This window comes from Flectobacillus sp. BAB-3569 (assembly GCF_002270355.1).
GTDB lineage: Bacteria > Bacteroidota > Bacteroidia > Cytophagales > Spirosomataceae > Flectobacillus > Flectobacillus roseus.
On the sequence record NZ_NJFZ01000003.1, the window covers coordinates 363,500 to 384,318 of the forward strand.

Sequence of the window (20,819 nt, forward strand, 5' to 3'; positions counted from 1 at the left end):
ATAGGTTAGTGATTTGCCTAATACCTTAGCTCATAGCCTAAGGCATCATTAAGACAAAACCGAACGGATGACTTTTCCACTAGTGTCGGTTAATCTAAAGTTTCTACCTTGAAATGGATAGGTAAATTCTTCATGGTTAAAGCCTAAACAGTGCATGATGGTTGCTTGCAAATCAAAAACAGAAGTGCGGTCTTTGATGCCGACATAGCCCACAGGATCTGTTTCGCCGTGTGAATAGCCGCCCTTGATGCCTCCGCCTGCCATCCAAACGGTGAACGCTTCGGTATGGTGGTCTCTTCCTTTGAAGGCCGCCGCTTTACCTTCGCGATTTTCTGCCATTGGGGTTCTCCCAAATTCTGCTCCCCAAACGATGAGTGTTTCATCTAGTAAACCTCTTTGCTTTAAGTCTTGGATTAAAGCTGTAATGGCTTTGTCGACGGTCGAACATTTTTTGGTCAAACCATTTGCCACGTCAGTATCTTCCGAACCTCCGCCGTGGGAGTCCCATCCCCAATCAAAAAGTTGTACAAAACGCACACCTTGTTCTACTAATTTTCTGGCTAACAGGCAGTTGTTGGCAAAGGATTCTTTGCCTAATTGTGTGCCGTACATTTCGTGGATATAGGCTGGTTCTTTGGTAATATCCATTACTTCTGGCACAGTAGTTTGCATCCTGAAGGCCATTTCGTATTGCGAAATACGTGCTAAGGTTTCAGGGTCATGAAACTCTTCGTAAGATTCTTTATTGATTTCGGTAATGGCATCGATGGTGCTTTTGCGTAAATCACGATTCATTCCTGCTGGGTCGGAAATGTACAAAACTGGCTCACCCTGATTCCGACATTGAACACCTTGGTACACCGAAGGTAAAAATCCGCTACCCCATAAGGCTTTGCCGCCATCTGGGTTTTTTCCACCAGAAGTAAGTACCATATATCCCGGTAAGTTCTGATTTTCGGAGCCCAAACCATACGTTGCCCACGTACCCGTACTCGGTCGCCCTAAGCGAGCCGAACCTGTGTGAAGTAGCAATTGCGCAGGAGCATGGTTGAACTGGTCGGTGTACATGGCCTTGATAAACGAAATATCATCTGCCACTGATTGTAAATAAGGCATTTTATCCGAAACCCATGCGCCACTTTGACCAACTTGTTGGAATTGGGCTTGTGGTCCCATCATTTGCGGGACACCACGGATAAAGGCAAACTTTTTGCCTTCTAGAAAAGAAGCTGGACAGTCTTTTCCATCCAATTTCATCAAATCGGGTTTGTAATCAAATAACTCCAGCTGCGAAGGCGCACCTGCCATATGTAAGTAAATGACAGATTTGGCTTTACCTGCAAAATGAGGCATTTTGGGTGCAAGAGGATTAGCCGCACTCGCTACAGTATTCTGTGGAGTACTGCCACAACTTTGGAGAAAAGAACCCATAGCCATCATCCCCAAGCCCGTAGTGCATTGCTTGAGAAAATGCCGACGGGTCTCGTAGCGAAGCTTTTCAAAAAGAAGTTCTTGCTGTAAGTTTTTCATACGTTTATTCAATGAACAAAAGCTTTTAGGTTTAAGAAAATCTGACCTCCGAAATCAAAAATCCACAATCAAATTTATTCTTTCATAATAAACTCATCCAGATTCAGTAAAGTGCTAGCCACAAGGGTCTTAGCAGCTAAGTCTGGAATGTTTTTAGGTTTTATATTATCATCAGGACAAATATTCAGAAGCTTTTCGGCCTCGCTTTTATTCTGCCGATATGCTTGCAATGAATTGGTATAGAGTCGTTTAAATACCGCTAGTTTTTTCTCAGAAATAGGTTTACCAATCGTAAATTGGTAGGTATTACTAATTTGAGTGTCAAACGAGCCTTGAATATGATTCATCTTTTGGGCTAGATGTTTGGCACATTCCAAGTACACAGGATCATTGAGCGTGACGAGTGCCTGCAAAGGCGTATTGGTTCGGATTCTTCTTGCTAAACAGATATCACGATTAGCGCCGTCAAAAGTAATCATCGAAGGATAGGGCGTTGAGCGTCGCCAATAGGTGTATAAGGCTCTTCGATACTGATCGTCTTTTTCACTTGTTTTCCAAGCCATGCTACTGTAAGGTGTATTCCAAATTCCATCGGGTTGATACGGCATTACGCTTTTTCCATACATTTTAGGACTTAACAAGCCGCTCACCAGTAAGGCTTGATCTCGGATTTGCTCAGCTGACAAGCGTACTCTTGGTCCACGGGCTAAAAGTCGATTCATAGGGTCTTTTTCTAATAAATCTGGGTTGGCTTTAGAATCTTGTTGGTATGTAGCCGACATGACCATTTCTTTCAAGAGTTGCTTGGGTTTCCATTGGTATTCGGTCATGAATTTTACGGCTAAATAGTCCAACAAAGCTGGATGCGTAGGTGTAAATCCTTGTGTGCCAAAATCTTCCAAAGTTTCGACCAAACCTATGCCAAAAATTTGTTCCCAGAAGCGATTTACCGCTACTCTGGCCGTTAATGGATTGTCCTGACTTCCCAACCACATGGCTAGTCCGAGACGATTTTTAGGGGCATTTTTAGGTAATCCACCAAATATCGCAGGTACTTCTGGCGCCACCACTTGCGTTTTGGCCAACCAATTACCCCGCTCCCAAACCTGTGTTTGACGAGTAAACTCTTTTGGCGAATCCAGCATCACAGGGGTATTTTCGGTGCTGGCACTGATGAGTGCTAAGAAATCTTTTTTTCTTTGACTAAAATCAGCTCTATCTTTTCCTGGAAATTCAGGTAATAAGGTAAAGCTTCCAATGACGCAGGTACTTTGGTCAGGTTTTACTTTGGTATTTTTAAATACAAGATACCAATCCTGACGACCATTCATGGCAGGCAAATCATATAACTGATAATCCCATGAGTGGGTCCAGCCACCTTTTTGGGTGGTATCTAGCTTGATAGTCGTCAGGAGTTTTCCTGTTAGTGAACCAAGGCGTATTTCCATAAAAGTAGGACTGCCAGTTTTGTTGCCATAAGCGACTAAAAGTTGTCGCTTGCCTTCTACAGGAAGGGCTTTGAAGCGAACAGAACCGCCATTGCGAACACCCAAATACTTGTTATCTGCTAGGGCACCATTGATAAATTGGTCTCCTGCATGCGGATGAATTTTGGGTTCTAAAAAAGTCAAGTAATGGGATATCTCCTGCTCTTTGGCGGTGCCAAAATTACTTTTTAACCAGCTTTTCAACTGCTCAAGCTTTGCTTTATCTTCTGGTTGGGTAAATTGGCGGAGGTATGGCGAATCGTCAGGAATATCTTCGTCGCGAGTATTATAAAAAAATGCCATTGATTTGTAATAGTCCTCATGTCGAATTGGATCATAAGGATGCGAGTGGCATTGTACGCAGGCCATCGTTGTTCCCTGAAGCATCTCCCAAGTCGTATTTACACGGTCGACCATAGAGGCGTTTCTAAATTCTTCATCATCTGTACCGCCTTCGTCATTGTTAACGGTATTACGATGAAAGGCCGTAGCGATGTATTGTTCTTCGGAAGGGTTTTTTAATAAATCGCCAGCTAGTTGTTCCTTGATAAATTGATTATAAGGAATATTCTTATTAAATGCCTTGATGACATAGTCACGATATTGCCAGATATTGCGAGCTTCGTCTTTTTCATAACCCTTCGTATCCGAATATCTCGCCATGTCTAGCCACATACCAGCCCAACGCTCGCCGTATTGAGGAGAGGCAAGTAAGGCATCCACAACTTTTTCATAAGCATTATCTGAATTGTCATTCAAGAAATCCTGCATCTGCTTGTCGGTAGGAGGTAAGCCCGTCAAGTCTAAGCATACTCTACGGAGTAGAATAGATTTTTCGGCTTGTTTCGAAGGTGATAACCCTTCTTCATCTAGTTTATTTTTGATAAAATAATCAATGTCGTTTTTCTCCCATTTAGTAGAAAACCAGCTAAATATGCCTGCAAAAAAGCTTTTATTGGGAACTTTGGGCATTTCTGGTTTGACAAAAGCCCAGTGTTCGCCCCAATTCGCTCCTTGATTTACCCATTTAGTCAAAATTTCTATCTCTTCTTTTTTCAGAGGCTCTTTCTTCAATGGCATTCTTTCCTCTGGGTCTTTATGCGTTAGACGAATAATAAACTCAGAATGTTTGGCATCACCCGGAATAATGGCTGGTTTGCCAGACTCAGTCTTTCCTAGGGCTTCTTCTCGAAATAATAGACTAAAGCCTCCCTGCTTTTTTACGCCACCATGACATGAAATACAGTGTTTATTTAAAATCGGTTTTACTTCTGTGCTGTAATCAACGTTGTTGTTTGCTCCCCAAAAAGAGTATACAGAGTATCCTCCGATTAAAACGATGCTACTAATGAAGAGTAATTTGTTGGTATTCATAAGAGTAATAATTCCGTAATGAGTTAATTTATGGAATAAGCGCGTGAGTAATAGCTTGGTTTAAAGGCTCAGAATAGCTGTAGATGGCTAGAGTTAGAGGAGGACAACTCGATATGCTTGCTGTTCTCATAATGGTAATGAATAATGATTTTATTATACTCTAAGTAGAAAAGAAAATTTTTAAATACTGTCTGTAAGTATGGTGATTAGGAGATTATAAAGATGAATTTGGTGATAGGAAAGCTTAAAGCTTATACTAAAGATGGATAAATCACTGAATAGCTTTGTTGTAAATAGGATTTTCTCCAAGGCATACTATTATCATAATCATGAAGGTATAGGTAAAAATGGTTTAGGATTAAATTGTAATGATTAATGGCTTTATTATTAATGTATTATCGTTATTTGTAAAATTTGTACATATATGATTTAGTAAAATTTATCAAGACTAATAGACATTCAAAAGGTTATAATACTTTATTTTTTGTGTTTTGAGGAGATATTATTTGATTATCTCGGTTGGATTTATGCAAAAATAGAACTTGAATAATTACTTTTACATGACTATTTTGATGAAAAAGATAGATAATATTATGATTATATGGCAATGATAGAGAAAAAGGAAGGATTTATAGGGCAGCGATCTTATGTGGTACCCAGCGATTTGTTAACACGAATATCTCAACATCCTTTGCTGGAAGCCCTACATATTACAGATATTGGCTACTATCCCAAGGCAAGCTTTCATGCAAGGGAGCGAAAATCTGGTTGCCCTCAATATATCTTGATTTATTGTGTGCAAGGGGAAGGGTACTTTGAAATAAATGGGTCGAGATATGAGATAACCCCTGACTATTTTTTTATCCTACCTGCCCATGTACCCCATAAATACGGAGCAAATAGTGATAATCCTTGGACAATCTATTGGGTACATTTTACAGGAAAAAAAGCATCAGATTATTGGAATTTTTTACTGGATAATTCAGATACAGTAATACCCGTATTTCTAGCTCCAAACAACGACAGGATTGTTATTTTCGAAGATATTATGACACATATCGAGATGTCATTCAACGATGATAATATGGTCTATGCCAATACCCGCTTTGCATATTTTTTGACAACCTTCAAATCTTCAGTATTTAGTCCAAATTCACAGCAAATTGATAAACCCGATTCCATTTCACGAGTAATCAATTATATGAGAGAGCATCTGACAGAAATGTTGACCTTAGAGCAACTTGCTGAGGTGGCGGGTATGTCTACTTCGCATTTCTCGGCGGTATTTCGTCAGAAAGTGCAAAGTTCGCCTATTCAATTTTTTACCGTTCTTAAAATACAACAAGCTTGTCGATTGTTGGAATATAGCAGGCTTCGCATCAAAGAAATCGCCTATCAGATAGGCTATAGTGACCCCTATCATTTTAGTCGAGTTTTTACAACAGTGATGGGTATATCTCCCAGAGATTTTAGAAAAGCAGATAAGCAATAGTGAAGCACGAGTTAGAGTTATAGGTAGGAATAAAAAAGCATGGATTTCGGAGACAAGGGTAATAATCTTTATTTCCGAAATCAGAAATCCCCAATACATTGGAATCCTTCGTAAAGTGCTAATTGTGAGCGTAAATTTCTAATTATGAAGCTTTCTGCGGTCAGCTATGAGCACTCTGAAAAATATTTCTATGGATTTATAAGAAGTATGTGTATCCTTTGAGCTTTTGCTGAATACCCATAGCTGACCACTGAAAGCCCATTACTCACCCTGTGTCAGATAAGTTTGATTAACGATATTCTTAATGATTGTATCGAGCTCCTCGGTAGCCTCTTTCAGATAGTTGAGATATAAGTCGAACGAAGAGGAGGTTGCGTTGTCCAGAAGTAATTCCGTAATGCCTTTGATATTGGCAAGTGGTTTGCGCACTTCATGAGACTGTTGCCAAGCTATTTTTCTGAACAATTCCGAATGTAATTGTAGCTTTTCTTCTTGTTTGAGCAAAACACGAACGTCTCTCGCTGCTAGCACAATGGTTTTATTGGTATTAAACCTGTAGGCATTGATTGTAATATCGACGGTAACAAGCTCGCCTGCTTTGTTGATTGTAGAAATAAACCTATCGGAAGTTAAGTTAGTAAAAAATGCATCAGAATTTTCGAACCAAGGACTACTTTCGCTGTCATCATAGTAGGAACAATAGATGATACTCCTAAGGTCTGTTCCTATCAATTCTTGTGAGTTGTAGCCTAGAAGCTCCTCAGCTACAGAGTTGAGCTGAATTACTTTGAAATCTTTGTCAAGTACGGCCAGTGCAATAGGAGTATTTTCGATAATGTTCTTAAACCTAATTTCACTTTCATGAAGCGCTAATTCTAATTTCTTTTTCTCTGAAACATCTAGCGATAAAATCGCTATCCCAACTATTTCCTCATGCTGATTTTTGATGGGAAACAACTTGATCTTAAACCAATGAGTGTGTCCATCTTTACCACTAATTGGGACTTCTCTGTCAATCATTTTTCCAGACAAAGCCAATTTTAGTAAAAATTCGGTTTGTTCTCTTTCTTTTTCGTTGACAATATCCAAAATGTTATTTCCTTGTCTGAGTAAATGAATATTCTTGTACACAGACTGTTTCATAATGGCTTCATTATAATATAAAACACTTAAATCATCTTGAAGAAAAAGAACACCTTCGTGGGCTTCTGCAATAATACTTTCGAAATAAAGCTTCAAATTGGCAATTTCTTCAGATAAAGCATTGTGGTGCCCAACATGTTTGAATGAAAAAAGAACACCTAAAATAGTGCCTTGGCTAGAATAAAGAGGTTCTCCTTTGACACGATATTGGATGGTAGAAATGTTGGTGAGACAGGATACGGTTGTGTCTATTTTTTGCCTGAAATAATTTCCCCAAATAACAGATGATACTCTTCATTGCTGACGGGAAGCTTATAGGCTGTTATGAGTTGCCCTTTTTGTAAGAGCCGTGGATTAAACCATTTAATCATTGTTTCAAAATGGGCATTGAATGAAATGATTTCATGACTAGGAGAAACAAATAGAGATGGCGTGTCACTACAATTGAGCATAGTCTGGACTAACTCGACTAAATGAGAGTTGTGCATAGTAAGGGATATAAAATGATAGGTTTAATAATGATGTGTTATAGGTAATAAAATTACCATTGCAAAATTATTATAGATACTGAAATATTGGAAGTAATGTTTTGAAACTTTAAAGAGTGTGAGTTTAAGGCAAAGACTTGAATCAAGAACTATAGGAATCGTCTAAAAATCAGTCGTATCACACACAATATTTCTTCTATTAAGTAGTTATTCTACCAAAATTAATACGCCAAAACCTCCATAACCTTTTAAGTATCATGCCAAACTCTACAGTTCTATACAAGGGCTCGATTTCCCGACATGAGTATTTCCTATTCGTTCATTTCACAGCACTTTATCTTACTTTATACGGTAAACATAAGATGCTCTAACCTTAGGCTTCTTCAAGTACTATTGTATGCCTGTAATCTTCCCAAGTTATTGTTTTAATATGGTTTAACTATTTGATATTCTGGTAAATAGGATTTTCCTGTTGTTGCCCTACTAGTAACAACAAACTCGCTTGAAACAACTAAACAAATAGTCTATATGCTTAATAATTTTTACTCAAAAGTATTCATCGTATTACTTTTGGTAATGACTGGATGTCAGTCTAAAAAGGAATCTACAACTAGCAATTGGGAGATAAAGCCCACAGCCCAACAGCTATCAATCACACAAATCGGTATTGATACGGTCTTTGTCAATCTTCCAAAATTCTCGTACCGTGGATTTTGGAAAATGGATGGAAATCAACTGCTATATTTTGATAAAATGTATGGCGCTGTCTCAATCTTTGATAAAATAGGTAAGTTCGTTTCAACGCCACTACCCAAAGGTAAAGGGCCAAGAGAAATAGACTCTTGGTGTAAAAATGGAAGTAATAATGTGTTATTCGAAGGATGCCGAATTTATCAATATGACAGCAAATGGCAAAAAATAAAAGTCTCTTCGCTTAATACAGACTCAACTATTTCGAAAAAAGAGCTTATTGATAAGCCCAAGGCATCCTATTTAGAAGTATATGAAGTAAAGTATTTTCAGAATAACCATACCATGTTAGATTCTACGAATGTTTTGTTCAATATCGAATCTCCACATCCTAAGTTTAATGGATACTTCAGTGCCTTTGCAAAGGCATACTACCAGCAAGCCAACATTTTTGCAAGGGTAAATATTAATACAGGGAAATGGGAGAAAAACCTTCTCCATTATTCTGATTATTATGTAGCGCATCCTAATGTGCCTAATTTTTCCAATTGGAGCTATGATATGGATGTCAGTAAGTTATACTTAAATTTTGATGCAGACTCTTTAATATATGTTTACGACAAGCAATTGAAACCTTTGTACGCCTTCGGAAGAAAAGGGGTAAATATGAACCAGAAGTATATTGAAACTACCACTTATAAAGAGGCTATAAAGGTATTTTCTCAAGAAAGAGCAGCGAAAGGGTTTTACTCGACTATTAAAAGAATTGCCAAGTTGGATTTGACCTTTAGATGTTATACCACAGGCAATAGTGAAGCGGATATCTTCGATGATGATGACGCTAATAATCGTAGAATGCAAATTTATAAAGGCACTGTTTTAGTCGGAGATGTTCAAGTTCCTAGTCGCTTTAATATTATTGGATACGACGAAAACTTTATTTACGCCGATGGATACCTAGATGAGTCAAATGAAAAATTAGCATTCTATAAATTTAAAATACCTACGCTATGAAAAAAACTATTTTACTGATTTGCCTTTTTTTAGGGCATTTCTACCACCTTGTTGGTCAATCTACCACAGTAAAAGGTCATGTTAGTTCAAAAGATGACACCCAGAGTATTCCTTATGTTTCAGTAGGCATAAGCAATACATCTATCGGTACTATTTGTGATGAGTTTGGCAATTTTGTGCTCCAAGTTCCCAGCCAATACTTACAAGATTCTTTATTTTTTTCCTGTGTTGGATATAGCACCATCAAAAGCAAAATCGATGGGTCTAAGCCCATGAATATTGCTTTGTCTTCTAAATTATATCTACTTCCAGAGGTAATGATTTTCCCCTATTTATCTGCGGAAGAAATTTTGGAGAAAGTAAAGCAAAAAATGGGAGATAACGTCTATCAAAATATCTACAAACAACAGGGGATATTTACCTCAACCTCCTTCAGAGACGGGCAATGTGTGGGTTTTACGCAAATGAAACTTGATATTTTCAATAGAGGATTTGATTGGTCTTACACCGAACTACCCACGATGTACGTTTCAACGACAGATTTGATCAATGTCAAAGAGCAGCGAAAAAGTACCTATTTCTACGGTAAAGATATACGTGGATTTAAGGAAGAAGGGAAGTTTTATGATTGGTTAAACATCGTGAAAGAGGATATACTTCATAAAGGTTTTTTGGTGAAAGGGAAAAGTAAAAGTGTTGTCAAAATTGTAGATACTTCGATGTACAACAATGAGGTCGTATATGTATTGAGGTGTGAACCAAGTGCATCTTTACTCAAAAAATCAACAAAACACCTTTGGCATTCTTTCCAATACATGCAGGCTTATACGAAGCCGAATTTTATGTGAATGCGAAGAATTACGCGATTCATAAGGTATTATTTTCGACTAAAAAATATACGACTCTTTATAAAGTTCTCAAAAATGAGCAAGACTTCAAGGCAAAGTGGAATTATATAGAAGGAGTCATTCTGTATGAGCCATATCAAGGGAAATATTTTCCTAAATACATATCGTATGAGGAATCCTTCTTAGACAAAAATGCTCCAACAGAAGAAGAAATAAGCATCACTAAGAAAAATCAGTTAGTCCTCACAGATTTAGGGGAAATATCAGGAAGCTTAGATGCCTATAAGAAAGAATTTGGGTTTGAGATTGATAAAGAGGGAAACATAAAACGACAAAAGCCTAAAGTAAATGAGGTTTTCAACCCAACTTTTTGGGAGAAAATCCCATTGGATTTATACCTTTCCAAACAATCACAAAATAACCTAGAATCACAAGCAAACGAACCTCTCGAAAATCAATTTAAAAAGGTGAAGTAAAATTGAGAGTAAAGTTTTGACACAGGTTCAGGTCTTTGACTTGAACCTATTTTTCAATAGTTTCCCAACTATTTACCTTCCATATCAACACTTTTCCCCTGATGCTCAAAAGCCCAAGTTGCCATGGCGTGTATGACAGGAAGGAGTTTTTTCCCAGATTCACTCAATTGGTAAGTTACAAAAGGAGGCACAACTGGTTTTGCTTCTCTGATTAACAATCCGTCGGCTTCTAACTGCTTCAAATGCTGAATTAATACTTTTTCAGTAATAGCTGGAATCGCCTTTTTGAGTTCACTGTATCGTTTACTTTCTTGAGATAAATGATAAATAATGATGGGCTTCCAGTATCCTCCAATCTTTTCCATCGTAAAAGTTACAGGACATAGTTCCAAGGCTGTTTTCTTATTTTGTTGTATGGTCGATGATTCTTTAATCGCTGTCATTTGATACATACTTTAGGGTAAGTACTTGTAAAAAAGTAAGTGCAAAAATACCTTTGTATCAACAAAAAACAAAATATAAAATCATGAAAATTACAGTCACAGGTTCACTAGGAAACATAGGTAAACATTTGGTAAAAATATTGGTAGCAAATTCTAACGAAGTAACTGTTATCAGTAGCAACGAAGATAGAAAGTCTGCCATCGAAGCGCTTGGTGCTCAGGCTGCTATTGGCTCGATTACAGATACTGATTTTTTGGTAAAGTCTTTTACGGGTTCTGATGCGGTATATGTAATGACTCCTCCAAACATGGGTGGTCAGAACATCATCGAGAACACGGTTAACGCAGGAAAATCGTACGCTGAGGCTATTGCAAAAGCAGGTATTCAAAAAGTAGTAATGCTCAGTAGTATTGGTGCTGAATTCGAAAATGGAACTGGGCCAATCGCTGGGCTTTATCATATCGAAAATTTGTATCGCACATTACTTCCCAATGTGAACGTAAGCTTTATGCGAGCAGGGTATTTCTATACAAATTTCTACAGTAATGTTCCACTGATTAAAGGTATGGGAATCATAGGCGCTAATTATCCTGCCGAGGCTAAAATGCCAGTGGTACATCCTCAAAATATCGCGGAAGCAGTAGCGGAGGAATTACAAAAAAGTACTACAGGACATCAGGTTAGCTATGTAGTAAGCGACTATGTAAGTTTGTCGGAGGTGGCTAAAGCATTTGGAGATGCTCTTGGAAAACAACTTCCTTGGGTAGAGTTTACCGACGAACAATCATTCCAAGGAATGCAACAAGCTGGTCTACCTGCCGAAATGGCAAACTTATATACCGAAATGGGCGTGGCAGTTCGTGAAGGAAAATTACAAAAGGATTTTGACGCAAGTGGTGCTCCACAGGTAGGTTCTATCAAAATTCAAGACTTTGCTAAAGAGTTTGCAGGAGCTTTTTTAGGTTAAAAAGACCTAAAAATGATTTCATCCACAGTCTAAACAACTTCTTGTTTGGGCTGTGGATTTTTATTTTATCTTTATGATAAAATAGACTTGAAATATGCCATAACTGTCTAATAGTTTGGGTATTTGGTCGATTGATAGTCGTAATTTTTGGCTAAAAAATACAGATTGCGTAACATTACATCAGATGCATTGTATTGTCACAAGTACTTTGTACCTATTCCCTTCAATTTTTACATAAACCAATTTAACTATTTGAAAATGAACGATTACAATTCTTCTCGCCGTCAGTTTTTAGGTGCTGGCGCTGCTTTGCTTACAGGTACACTCATGGCCAATGGAAAACTCTGGGGTATGCCTGCCATTATTGATAATTTCGGAAAATCTGGTTCATTAATCAAGGGCGTACAAATCGGCGTAATTACCTATTCGTTTCGTGAAATGCCCGACCAAAGTGCGGAGGCAACTTTACAATATGTCCGTGATTGCGGTATTAGTGCGATTGAACTGATGGGCGGTCCAGCCGAAAGTTATGCTGGCGCACCTAAAAATCCTGTAGATTTCCGTGCTGTATTTCCGTTGATGCGTAAACGCAATGAAAAACAAACCTTGACTCCTGAAGAACAACAACAATTAGACGAGGCTGAAACTAAAATTGAAAGCCTATCGTGCTGAAATGGCGCAATGGCGTGCGACGGCTCCTATTAGTAAGTTTGAGGAATTAGGAAAGACCTATAAAAAAGCAGGAGTTTCTATATATGCTTTCAAACCTGATGCGTTTGGTATGCAAAATACCGATACCGAAATAGAATACGGTATGCGTGCTGCCAAGGCTTTGGGTGCTACACAAGTAACTTTGGAACATCCAAGCAATGACGCTCATACCTTAAAGTTGGGTAAAATGGCTGAAAAAGTTGGTATCAAAGTAGGTTATCATGGTCACGAGCAACAAACTTATACGTTCTGGGATACAGCTTTGGCGCAGTCACCTGCCAATGCTTTAAATCTTGATTTTGGACACTTTGTAGCAGCAGGAAATCCAACGCCTTTGGAGATGGTCAAAAAATATCATGAGAGAATTGTGAGTATGCACATCAAAGACCGTCAGACAAAAGCTAACGGTCGTGGCAATTTGCCATGGGGACAAGGCGATACGCCTATCGCTGATGTCCTTAAATTGATACGTGATAACAAATACAATTTCCCCGCAACTATCGAATTAGAATACCAAATTCCAAAAGGCTCAAATTCGGTAGAAGAAGTGAAAAAATGTTTAGAGTTTTGTAAGCAAGCGTTGGCATAATAGGGAACAGGCACAAAGGCACAGAGGGACAAAGTGAAGGAGGGTAAATCACGCAGTATATCTGTGCCTTTGTTGTTTCCCTGAAAATACTTATATTTTTAGTAGAGCTATAACACTAGGTAGGTAAAGAATCAACAGTAAAGTTTAATTACTAACCCCTCTTTGCCTAAACCCTATCCCCTAATCAACACTTTGTCCCTCTGTGCCTTTGTGCCTGTTCACTTAATAATATGAACCTACAACACCTTTTTTCCGAATTGCTTCAAGGCTATACTCAAGATATGGCGAAGATTACGACGTATTGGACAGAGCTACGAGATGCCTATGCTCGGCCAAGTCGGCATTATCATAATCTGACTCACTTAGAAAATTTGTATCATGAATTAGTATCCGTAAAGACTCAAGTTCATGATTGGGAGGTAATCCTATGGTCATTATTTTACCACGATGCCGTGTATGACACCTTAAAATCTAATAATGAAGAAAAAAGTGCAGCTTTGGCCGAAAAAAGAATGAAGAGCGTAGGGGTTTCGGAAGAAATCGTTGCCAGAGTTGTTGAGATGATTTTGGCAACAAAAACACATGTTATTTCTGGAAATCAAGATATTAACTATTTTACAGATGCTGATTTATCTATTCTTGGAAAAGATTGGGAAGTGTACAACCAATATGCGATGCAGGTAAGAAATGAATATACGATTTATCCAGATTTATTATATAACCCTGGGAGAAAGAAGGTCTTAAAACACTTTCTCGCAATGAACCAGATTTTCAAGACTGATTACTTTACTCAAAAATATGAGGAACAAGCGAGATTAAATATAAGTAGAGAATTGGAAGGGGACAGGGTTTAGGCAAAAAGACAAAAGTAAAGTTTAATTACTAAAGCCTCCTTGCCTAACCCCTATCCCCTAATCAACACTTTGGCCCTCTGTGCCTTTGTGCCTGTTCCCTCAAAAAAACTACTCCACTACAACCTCATCCACAAAAAGCCATGCTTTATCTCCAGCACCAGTCATATTGGCAGGAATGGTTCCGTAGGCTTGAGCTTTGATTTTGAGAAATTTATATTGTCGATTTCCCAAGAGCATTGGTATGGTCAAAACGCCCTCTTGTGCAGGCACACTTGGGTTGACTGTTGCCAAAGGGGTATAATTTACTCCATCATTTGAAGCTAAAATACTCACCGCTTTAGGCATCCAAACCCAGCTTGAAGGTTTATGGAAAAAGCGAAGTGTAATTTTTGAAAAGTCTGTCGCCTGATTCCATTTAATCACTCCTTCAAAATCTTGGTCATTCCATCCAAGCCATTCTTCGTCATTGAAGCGACCGTTACCGCCAAAAGTACCGTTGGTTATAGCGCCGATTCCCCCTCTAAAATAGCGTTTGCTTGGAAGTGTCGTCAGCTCCATTTGTACTCCTGTAGCTTTGTTGATGCTGATGGTACGAGTGATTTCATCTACCATTCTACCTTTCATGACGGTGGCCGCTTTGATATTGGTAGTCTGCGAAATCAAAATAGGACCCGTGTACAAGTTTGATTGCTGTGTTGGCGTGCTACCGTCGGTGGTGTAATAGATAGGCGCTCCATTGTTATCACACAGCAACGACAAATTAATACGTTGGTTAGCATCTCTTGAAGTTTGTGTTTTGATTTCAAAAAAATGCTTCGCATAATTGACCGAACGATAATCCATACGTGTCAAATAGCTCGATAATCTATCAAGGAAGTTAGCATAATTGCGGTCTTCCTTTTTCGACCAACCTACTTCCGCCAAGGCTACTCCTCTCGGAAAAGTCATATATTCGGCATGACCTCCAACGGGTACTTGCTCTGTCCAGAGGTTAGCTTGTGGGCCTAACACATACTTAGATTCTTCTGCTGTTAAGTTTTCTGGAATAGGCTCAAAGCTATAAATTTTTGGAAGATTAATAAATCCTGCAAATGCCAAAGGTTCGTTTGGATCTTCTGATTGATAATAATCCAAATAGCAATGAGAAGTTGGCGACATAATGGCATTATGCTTCATTTTGGCTGCTTCTCCGCCACTTTCTAGGCTTCTCCAAGCCATAACCGTTGCATTTGGAGCTAATCCTCCTTCCAAGATTTCATCCCAACCAATCATCTTACGACCGCGACTATTCAGATGTTTTTCAAGCGTTTTGATAAAATTACTTTGTAATTCATCTACATTCTTTAAGCCTAAATCTTGGGTAGTTTTACGACAAACAGGACATTTATGCCAAGCTACTTTGCTTGCTTCGTCACCGCCGATATGAATGTATTCACTTGGGAAAATACTAATTACTTCGTCTAAGATATCCGCAATAAATTGGGCTGATTCTGGTTTTGGACAAAACTCTCCTTGAAACAATAACTGTTTACCCGTACTATCCTGACAAGCATACTGTGGATAAGCAACCAAGGCTGCTTGCGAGTGTCCAGGCACATCTACTTCAGGAATAATCGTGATAAAACGGTCTTGAGCGTATTTGACCAATTCACGCATTTGTTCCTGTGTATAAAAACCTTCATTAGTTGGCCATTGTGGAGACTTGGCTGTGTGTAAAAGTGGATATTTTTTACTTTCAAATCTAAAAGCTTGCCCGTCGGTCAAGTGCCAATGAAAACGGTTGATTTTGAGTGCTGCTAATTCATCAATATACTTTTTTAAGAAATCAACAGGCATAAAATGACGAGATACATCAAGCATAATTCCACGGTAACCAAAACGTGGTTCATCTTCAATCGTTCCGCAAGGAATTGTCCACTGGGTATCGTTCGCACGGATTTTCCGTTCTATATCCGTTGGTAAAAGTTGTAATAAACTTTGTACTCCGTAAAAAATCCCTGCGGGTGTTTTTGCCTTGAGTTGGATACGCTGTGATGTGATACTCAATTTGTATCCTTCAGCCTGAGTCATTTTGTTGTCCAACATCACCTCAATCGGCTTTTTTCCTTTGGCTTTGCTCACGATAGGCAATGCCAAACCCGCTGCCAAGCGACATTTGTCTTTCAGTGGTTGAAGCGCCACCAATGTTTGTGGATTGTGGGTTTTGTCTACAATAACTACCTGCTTGTTTAGCTCGAAACTCCCATTTTGAGGAATAATCTTTTGGGGTTGAGGAATAATTGGGTAACGATTTTGCGCTAGTATTGTACCCGAACAAAGCAGACACCATAAAAGCAAAAGTTGTTTTTTCATATTGATTTTAATTGAAATTGGGTGGGGTGATGATGACCTGAGTCTATCATTTTCAAAGGTATAAAATGATCTTGGCGCTTTTATACTCATTTGTATAGAACGCCTTCATAAACTAGAATTGTTGTGGTATTACTTACGAAGTACTAATTTGCATCGGATTTGTGGATTAAACTAGTGTAAAAACGTCAATAAAGAGTTTAATCTCCTAACTCAGCACTCAACAGTACTAAGGATTTTCAACTATTTCAGATTTGGGATTTCTGATTTCGGACATAAAGTAAACACCTTTATTTTTTACAAAAAATAGAAGCTTACACTTCCGAAATCCAACATTCGATATCCGAAATAAATGGTTTTTATAATCCTTCGTGTACTCCTAACTCAGCACTCAAAATTCATCACTTATATGATTCCTATTAAGTTGTCCATAAAGGGCTTGTATTCATATCGCGAAACACAGGTCGTTGATTTTACCAAGTTGACCGAAGCATCTATTTTCGGGATTTTTGGGAAAGTTGGCTCTGGTAAATCCTCTATTCTAGAGGCGATTACCTTTGCTTTGTATGGCGATACCGAAAGAATGAACAAGTCGGGTGACGACCGAAACTATAATATGATGAACCTGCGCTCGGATGAACTCCTCATTGATTTTGAGTGTCGTGCGGGCAAAGACAACCACTTGTATCGTTTTACAGTAAAAGGGCGTAGAAATAGCAAGAAGTTTGACGATGTAAAAACTTTTGAAAGAAAAACTTATCAATGGATGCCCGAATTATCCGATTGGGCGCCTATTGAAGTCGAAAATGCTGCCGAAAAAATTATAGGTCTTTCTTACGAAAACTTTAAAAGAACGATTATTATTCCTCAGGGGCGTTTTCAGGAGTTTATCGAATTGCCTTTGTCGAAACGTACCCAGATGATGAACGAGATATTTCAATTGGAGCGTTTTGATTTGGCGGCTAAGGTAAAGGTGTTAAAAGAGACCAATGAAAAACAGCTTGAACATCTAAATGGTAAAATTGCTCAATTAGGACAAAGTACCCACGAACAGTTAGAAGCCGTAAAAGACCAGATTCAGGCATTACAAACTTTATTGACCCTCAAAACACAAGCACTCAACGACAAAGTAAATGATGAAAAAAGCTTGGATTGGATAGCCAAACTATTTAAGAGTTTAGAAGAAACCGTAAAGCAACTTCAGATATTAGAGGCGCAAATACCCGATTTTGAAACAAGAGAAAATCGCCTGAAAGTCTACCAAAAGGTATTGATGCAACTCAAGCCTTTGTTTGCGCAGCAGCAGGCTCGTTTGGCAGAACAACAAAAAGACTCTCTGGCATTTACTCATAAAACCGCTGAACAACAGACTTTTTTACAACAAATACAACAGTCACAAGCGAAGCTCGATGAGCTAAAACCTGCTTTTGAACAAAAAGAAAACCTGCTAAAAGAAGCGGAAGAATGGAGCTGGGCTTTGAAATGGAAACAAGCTACAAGCGAGAAATTGAAGTTGCAAGAGCGTTTGGAAAAAGGCAAATTAGCGGTAGAACAACAGCGTAGCAAAATTCAAACTGGACAAACGGAACGTCAACAAATTGAGGAAGATTTACAAAAAATCAAATCCCAACTGGTTGACTTGCACAAACTTTCGCAAGTGGCTACGTGGTTTGGGCAAAAAAGAAATCTTTTGCAACAAAGGCAACATATTATAGATGCAGGCAAAGAAGCCAAACAAAAGACCGAGGGCTTCGAACAACAACTTCAGGCAATTGAGCAAGATGAGGTTTTTCAAGGACAAATTACTCAAGTGCTTGAACCCAATCAGCGAGGTATTTTGGTAGAGCAGCTCAAGCAGGATTTTCAACAAAAAATAGATTTTCATCAGCAACATATTGCGCAATTCGAAATGCAGAAGGCTTTGCAGGCGTACGCCAACGCCTTGAACGATGACGAGCCTTGTCCGCTGTGTGGCGCAATTCATCATCCTGATAAACTGACATCTTCGGAGGATTTTTCTCAGAAAATACAAGCAGAAAAGACAAGCCAAAAAGCTTGGCAAAATCGTTTACAACGAATCGAACAACTCAATGCACAATGGGATGCGATAGAACAAAATATAGCTGTGTGGAATGCTGAACGCAACAAACAGGGTATTTTGTACAAGGATATACAGACTAAGATACAGGAGCATGATCAGATTTTTGTATGGTCAGAGTTTTCGAAAGAGGATGAAGAATACCTTCAAAGAGCTTTTTCTGTTTCAGAACAACAAGTAAAGGAAATAAAAGCTTTTGAAGAAAGACGAAGTGCTCAAGAGCAACAACTGCAAGTTTGGCAAAAGGATTTGGAAGAAAAGTTTTTGCCAACTTTACAAAAAATAGAAGTTGAAATCTCGGCAAAGGATTCGGAGGTAAATACTACTCAGGCCCAAATACAGCGCCTAGATATGTTGACATTGGAAAAAGAAACGGCCGACAGTATTGCCAACCATATTCAAAGACTACAAAATCAATATCAGGATTTAGTCAAAAATGTAGAGCAATTACAAAAAGACCTTCAATTGTTGCAAGACAAAAATAATCGTCTCGAAGGTGAAATTGTGGCGTTGAAACAAAATCTAGAACAACATCAAAAGGTAATTCAGGATTTTGAAAAACAACTTCAATCGGCGATGAACGAAATGGGCTATGTGTCGCAACAAGAAGTAGAGCAGATTTTGGCTTGGAACTTGGCAATCGATACAGAACAAAAAGCCATTGAAACTTTCAAAGTGCAATGGCAAGCGACCCAACAACATCACAAATCACTATCAGAAGAAACGAAAGGCTTGCGATATGATGTTGAGATACATAAGCAACTTTTGGCGGATATAGCAACATTACAAAATGAAATAAATACCTTGCAAGCCGAAGCTGGGGCACTCAAAGGACGTCAATTGCAATTGGAACAAGATTTGGCTACTCAAGCAAATTTATTGAAGGAAAAAGAAGCTTTGGAGATTCGTCGTGCTGACATAGATACGTTGGCGAAATTGTTTAAAAGTCAAGGTTTTGTAGGCTTTGTATCTGGTATGTATCTGCAAAACCTTTGTAACCAAGCCAATGAGCGTTTTAGTAAAATGACCCGACAGGCTTTGCAACTCGAAATTTATGAAACGCGCCCCTCAGAATTTGATTTTAGAGTGAGAGATTTGCTCAATGAGGGCAGAACCAGAGCGGTCAAAACGCTGTCAGGGGGACAAAAATTCCAAGTAGCGTTGTGTTTAGCACTGGCCTTGGCAGACAATATCCATGCGCAAACACAATCGACCAATAATTTCTTTTTCTTGGATGAAGGTTTTGGGTCGTTGGATAAAGATTCGCTAACAGAAGTTTTTGAAACCTTAAAGTCCTTACGAAAAGAAAACCGCATTGTCGGCGTTATTTCTCACGTAGAAGATTTACAACAAGAAATAGAAAGTTATATCACCGTAGAAAACCACCCAGAAATGGGAAGCCAGATTAAGTGTTGAGTTTTGAGTTGTGAGTGCTGAGTTTTTAATTCCTCACTCAATGAACTCAACACTCAACACTCAAAACTCACAACTCAAATGATTTCCGTAACAATACTTACCAAAAATAGCGAAGCGCGGTTGGCGCAGTGTTTGGATGCCTTGAAGGGATTCGATGAAGTCATTGTGCTTGACAACGGGTCGACCGACCAGACTTTGGCAATTGCTTGCCAATATCCCAATGTATGTGTGCATGAGCATCCATTTTTGGGCTTTGGTAAGATGCGCAATTTGTCAGTGAGCTTTTGTAAAAATGATTGGATTCTGTGGGTCGATTCAGATGAGGTATTAGACCCGATTTTGATACAAAACATTCAAAATCTATCGCTCAACCCTAAGCATTTGTATCGTTTTTTACGAAAACAATATTACAATGGCAAATACATCAATGGCGCTGGTTGGGGCAATGACAAAGTAACACGACTTTTTCATAAAAACAGTACACAGTTTAACGACAAAGATGTTCATGAAGGATTAAATACCAAAGGTTTACAAATTGTAGATATTGAAGGAGTTATCCATCACTATTCCTATGAAACAGCAGACCAGCTTTTGGCAAAAATGAACTATTATTCCACTCTTTTTGCGGTGCAAAATCAGCACAAAAAAGGGACACATCCTGTGATTGCCTATTTCAAAAAGACCTTTCATTTTTGGAATTACTATTTACTCAAAAAAGGATTTTTGTATGGCTACGAAGGCTATTTGATTTCGTATTGCAATGCACAAGGCGCATTTTTTAAATACATGAAGCTTTATGAAATGAATCAGAAAGAAAAATCATAACTTGCGCCTTTATTTTTTGCTCTC

The 20,819-nt window shown here is 38.5% G+C and carries 13 protein-coding genes and 1 pseudogene; 9 read left to right on the forward strand and 5 right to left on the reverse strand.

All coding sequences use genetic code 11. The features are described from left to right. Positions 1-48: 48 nt before the first annotated feature. Together BWI92_RS02520 and BWI92_RS02525 are read right to left on the reverse strand one after the other, a co-directional pair. Positions 49-1,530, reverse strand: coding sequence for a DUF1501 domain-containing protein (locus BWI92_RS02520; protein ID WP_095160550.1), 1,482 nt, complete (start codon positions 1,528-1,530; stop codon positions 49-51). A gap of 74 nt (positions 1,531-1,604) precedes the next feature. Then, positions 1,605-4,391 carry a DUF1553 domain-containing protein gene (locus BWI92_RS02525; protein ID WP_095160551.1) on the reverse strand — a complete coding sequence of 929 codons (2,787 nt, stop codon included), beginning with the start codon at positions 4,389-4,391 and terminating at the stop codon, positions 1,605-1,607. A 601-nt stretch (positions 4,392-4,992) separates the two neighbouring features. Between BWI92_RS02525 and BWI92_RS02530 the strand changes: the two genes are divergently transcribed. Further along, positions 4,993-5,883, forward strand: coding sequence for an AraC family transcriptional regulator (locus BWI92_RS02530; protein ID WP_095160552.1), 891 nt, complete (start codon positions 4,993-4,995; stop codon positions 5,881-5,883). A gap of 261 nt (positions 5,884-6,144) precedes the next feature. On the opposite strand, the gene BWI92_RS02535 is transcribed toward BWI92_RS02530, so the two are convergent. Further along, on the reverse strand, positions 6,145-7,122 hold the full coding sequence (locus BWI92_RS02535; protein WP_095160553.1) for a PAS domain S-box protein: 978 nt from the start codon (positions 7,120-7,122) through the stop codon (positions 6,145-6,147). Positions 7,123-8,042: 920 nt separating this feature from the next. Between BWI92_RS02535 and BWI92_RS02545 the strand changes: the two genes are divergently transcribed. Genes BWI92_RS02545 through BWI92_RS02555 form a run of 3 tightly spaced genes read left to right on the forward strand, consistent with a single transcriptional unit; the run spans position 8,043 to position 10,542 of the window. Continuing rightward, positions 8,043-9,218 (forward strand): hypothetical protein, encoded by a 1,176-nt coding sequence (locus BWI92_RS02545; RefSeq protein ID WP_095160555.1) that lies wholly within the window; start codon positions 8,043-8,045, stop codon positions 9,216-9,218. Further along, entirely contained in the window at positions 9,215-10,066 is an 852-nt protein-coding gene (locus BWI92_RS02550) for a carboxypeptidase-like regulatory domain-containing protein (protein ID WP_095160556.1), read from the forward strand. The genes BWI92_RS02545 and BWI92_RS02550 overlap by 4 nt, the downstream gene beginning before the upstream one ends. After that, positions 10,063-10,542 (forward strand): hypothetical protein, encoded by a 480-nt coding sequence (locus BWI92_RS02555; RefSeq protein ID WP_095160557.1) that lies wholly within the window; start codon positions 10,063-10,065, stop codon positions 10,540-10,542. The genes BWI92_RS02550 and BWI92_RS02555 overlap by 4 nt, the downstream gene beginning before the upstream one ends. Positions 10,543-10,610: 68 nt before the next feature. Here the strand turns inward: BWI92_RS02555 and BWI92_RS02560 are convergent, their stop codons facing one another. Beyond that, positions 10,611-10,985 carry a helix-turn-helix domain-containing protein gene (locus BWI92_RS02560; protein ID WP_095160616.1) on the reverse strand — a complete coding sequence of 125 codons (375 nt, stop codon included), beginning with the start codon at positions 10,983-10,985 and terminating at the stop codon, positions 10,611-10,613. A gap of 83 nt (positions 10,986-11,068) precedes the next feature. On the opposite strand from BWI92_RS02560, the gene BWI92_RS02565 reads away from it, so the two are divergent. The 3 genes and pseudogenes from BWI92_RS02565 (at position 11,069) to BWI92_RS02575 (ending at position 14,107) form a co-directional block, all read left to right on the forward strand. After that, on the forward strand, positions 11,069-11,953 hold the full coding sequence (locus tag BWI92_RS02565) for an NmrA family NAD(P)-binding protein (protein WP_095160558.1): 885 nt from the start codon (positions 11,069-11,071) through the stop codon (positions 11,951-11,953). A gap of 258 nt (positions 11,954-12,211) precedes the next feature. After that, a pseudogene (locus tag BWI92_RS02570) lies at positions 12,212-13,253 on the forward strand (sugar phosphate isomerase/epimerase family protein). Between the two features lie 230 nt (positions 13,254-13,483). After that, complete coding sequence (locus BWI92_RS02575) at positions 13,484-14,107, forward strand: hypothetical protein (RefSeq protein WP_095160559.1); 624 nt, start codon at positions 13,484-13,486, stop codon at positions 14,105-14,107. Positions 14,108-14,215: 108 nt separating this feature from the next. Here BWI92_RS02575 and BWI92_RS02580 read toward each other — a convergent pair whose 3' ends face one another. After that, complete coding sequence (locus tag BWI92_RS02580) at positions 14,216-16,459, reverse strand: beta-N-acetylhexosaminidase (protein ID WP_176464338.1); 2,244 nt, start codon at positions 16,457-16,459, stop codon at positions 14,216-14,218. A 406-nt stretch (positions 16,460-16,865) separates the two neighbouring features. Between BWI92_RS02580 and BWI92_RS02585 the strand changes: the two genes are divergently transcribed. Both BWI92_RS02585 and BWI92_RS02590 read left to right on the forward strand, forming a co-directional pair. Then, positions 16,866-19,970, forward strand: coding sequence for an AAA family ATPase (locus BWI92_RS02585; protein WP_176464339.1), 3,105 nt, complete (start codon positions 16,866-16,868; stop codon positions 19,968-19,970). Positions 19,971-20,048: 78 nt separating this feature from the next. Next, a complete protein-coding gene (locus BWI92_RS02590; protein WP_095160562.1) occupies positions 20,049-20,795 on the forward strand; it encodes a glycosyltransferase family 2 protein in 747 nt (248 codons plus the stop codon). The last annotated feature ends 24 nt before the right edge of the window (positions 20,796-20,819 follow it).

What these genes read in the sequence shown, in the direction of transcription:
- BWI92_RS02520 (WP_095160550.1), bottom strand. Translation starts at nt 1,530, where the DNA reads ATGAAAAACTTACAGCAAGAACTTCTTTTTGAAAAGCTTCGCTACGAG.
- BWI92_RS02525 (WP_095160551.1), bottom strand. Translation starts at nt 4,391, where the DNA reads ATGAATACCAACAAATTACTCTTCATTAGTAGCATCGTTTTAATCGGA.
- BWI92_RS02530 (WP_095160552.1), top strand. Translation starts at nt 4,993, where the DNA reads ATGGCAATGATAGAGAAAAAGGAAGGATTTATAGGGCAGCGATCTTAT.
- BWI92_RS02545 (WP_095160555.1), top strand. Translation starts at nt 8,043, where the DNA reads ATGCTTAATAATTTTTACTCAAAAGTATTCATCGTATTACTTTTGGTA.
- BWI92_RS02550 (WP_095160556.1), top strand. Translation starts at nt 9,215, where the DNA reads ATGAAAAAAACTATTTTACTGATTTGCCTTTTTTTAGGGCATTTCTAC.
- BWI92_RS02560 (WP_095160616.1), bottom strand. Translation starts at nt 10,985, where the DNA reads ATGACAGCGATTAAAGAATCATCGACCATACAACAAAATAAGAAAACA.
- BWI92_RS02565 (WP_095160558.1), top strand. Translation starts at nt 11,069, where the DNA reads ATGAAAATTACAGTCACAGGTTCACTAGGAAACATAGGTAAACATTTG.
- BWI92_RS02575 (WP_095160559.1), top strand. Translation starts at nt 13,484, where the DNA reads ATGAACCTACAACACCTTTTTTCCGAATTGCTTCAAGGCTATACTCAA.
- BWI92_RS02580 (WP_176464338.1), bottom strand. Translation starts at nt 16,459, where the DNA reads ATGAAAAAACAACTTTTGCTTTTATGGTGTCTGCTTTGTTCGGGTACA.
- BWI92_RS02585 (WP_176464339.1), top strand. Translation starts at nt 16,866, where the DNA reads ATGATTCCTATTAAGTTGTCCATAAAGGGCTTGTATTCATATCGCGAA.
- BWI92_RS02590 (WP_095160562.1), top strand. Translation starts at nt 20,049, where the DNA reads ATGATTTCCGTAACAATACTTACCAAAAATAGCGAAGCGCGGTTGGCG.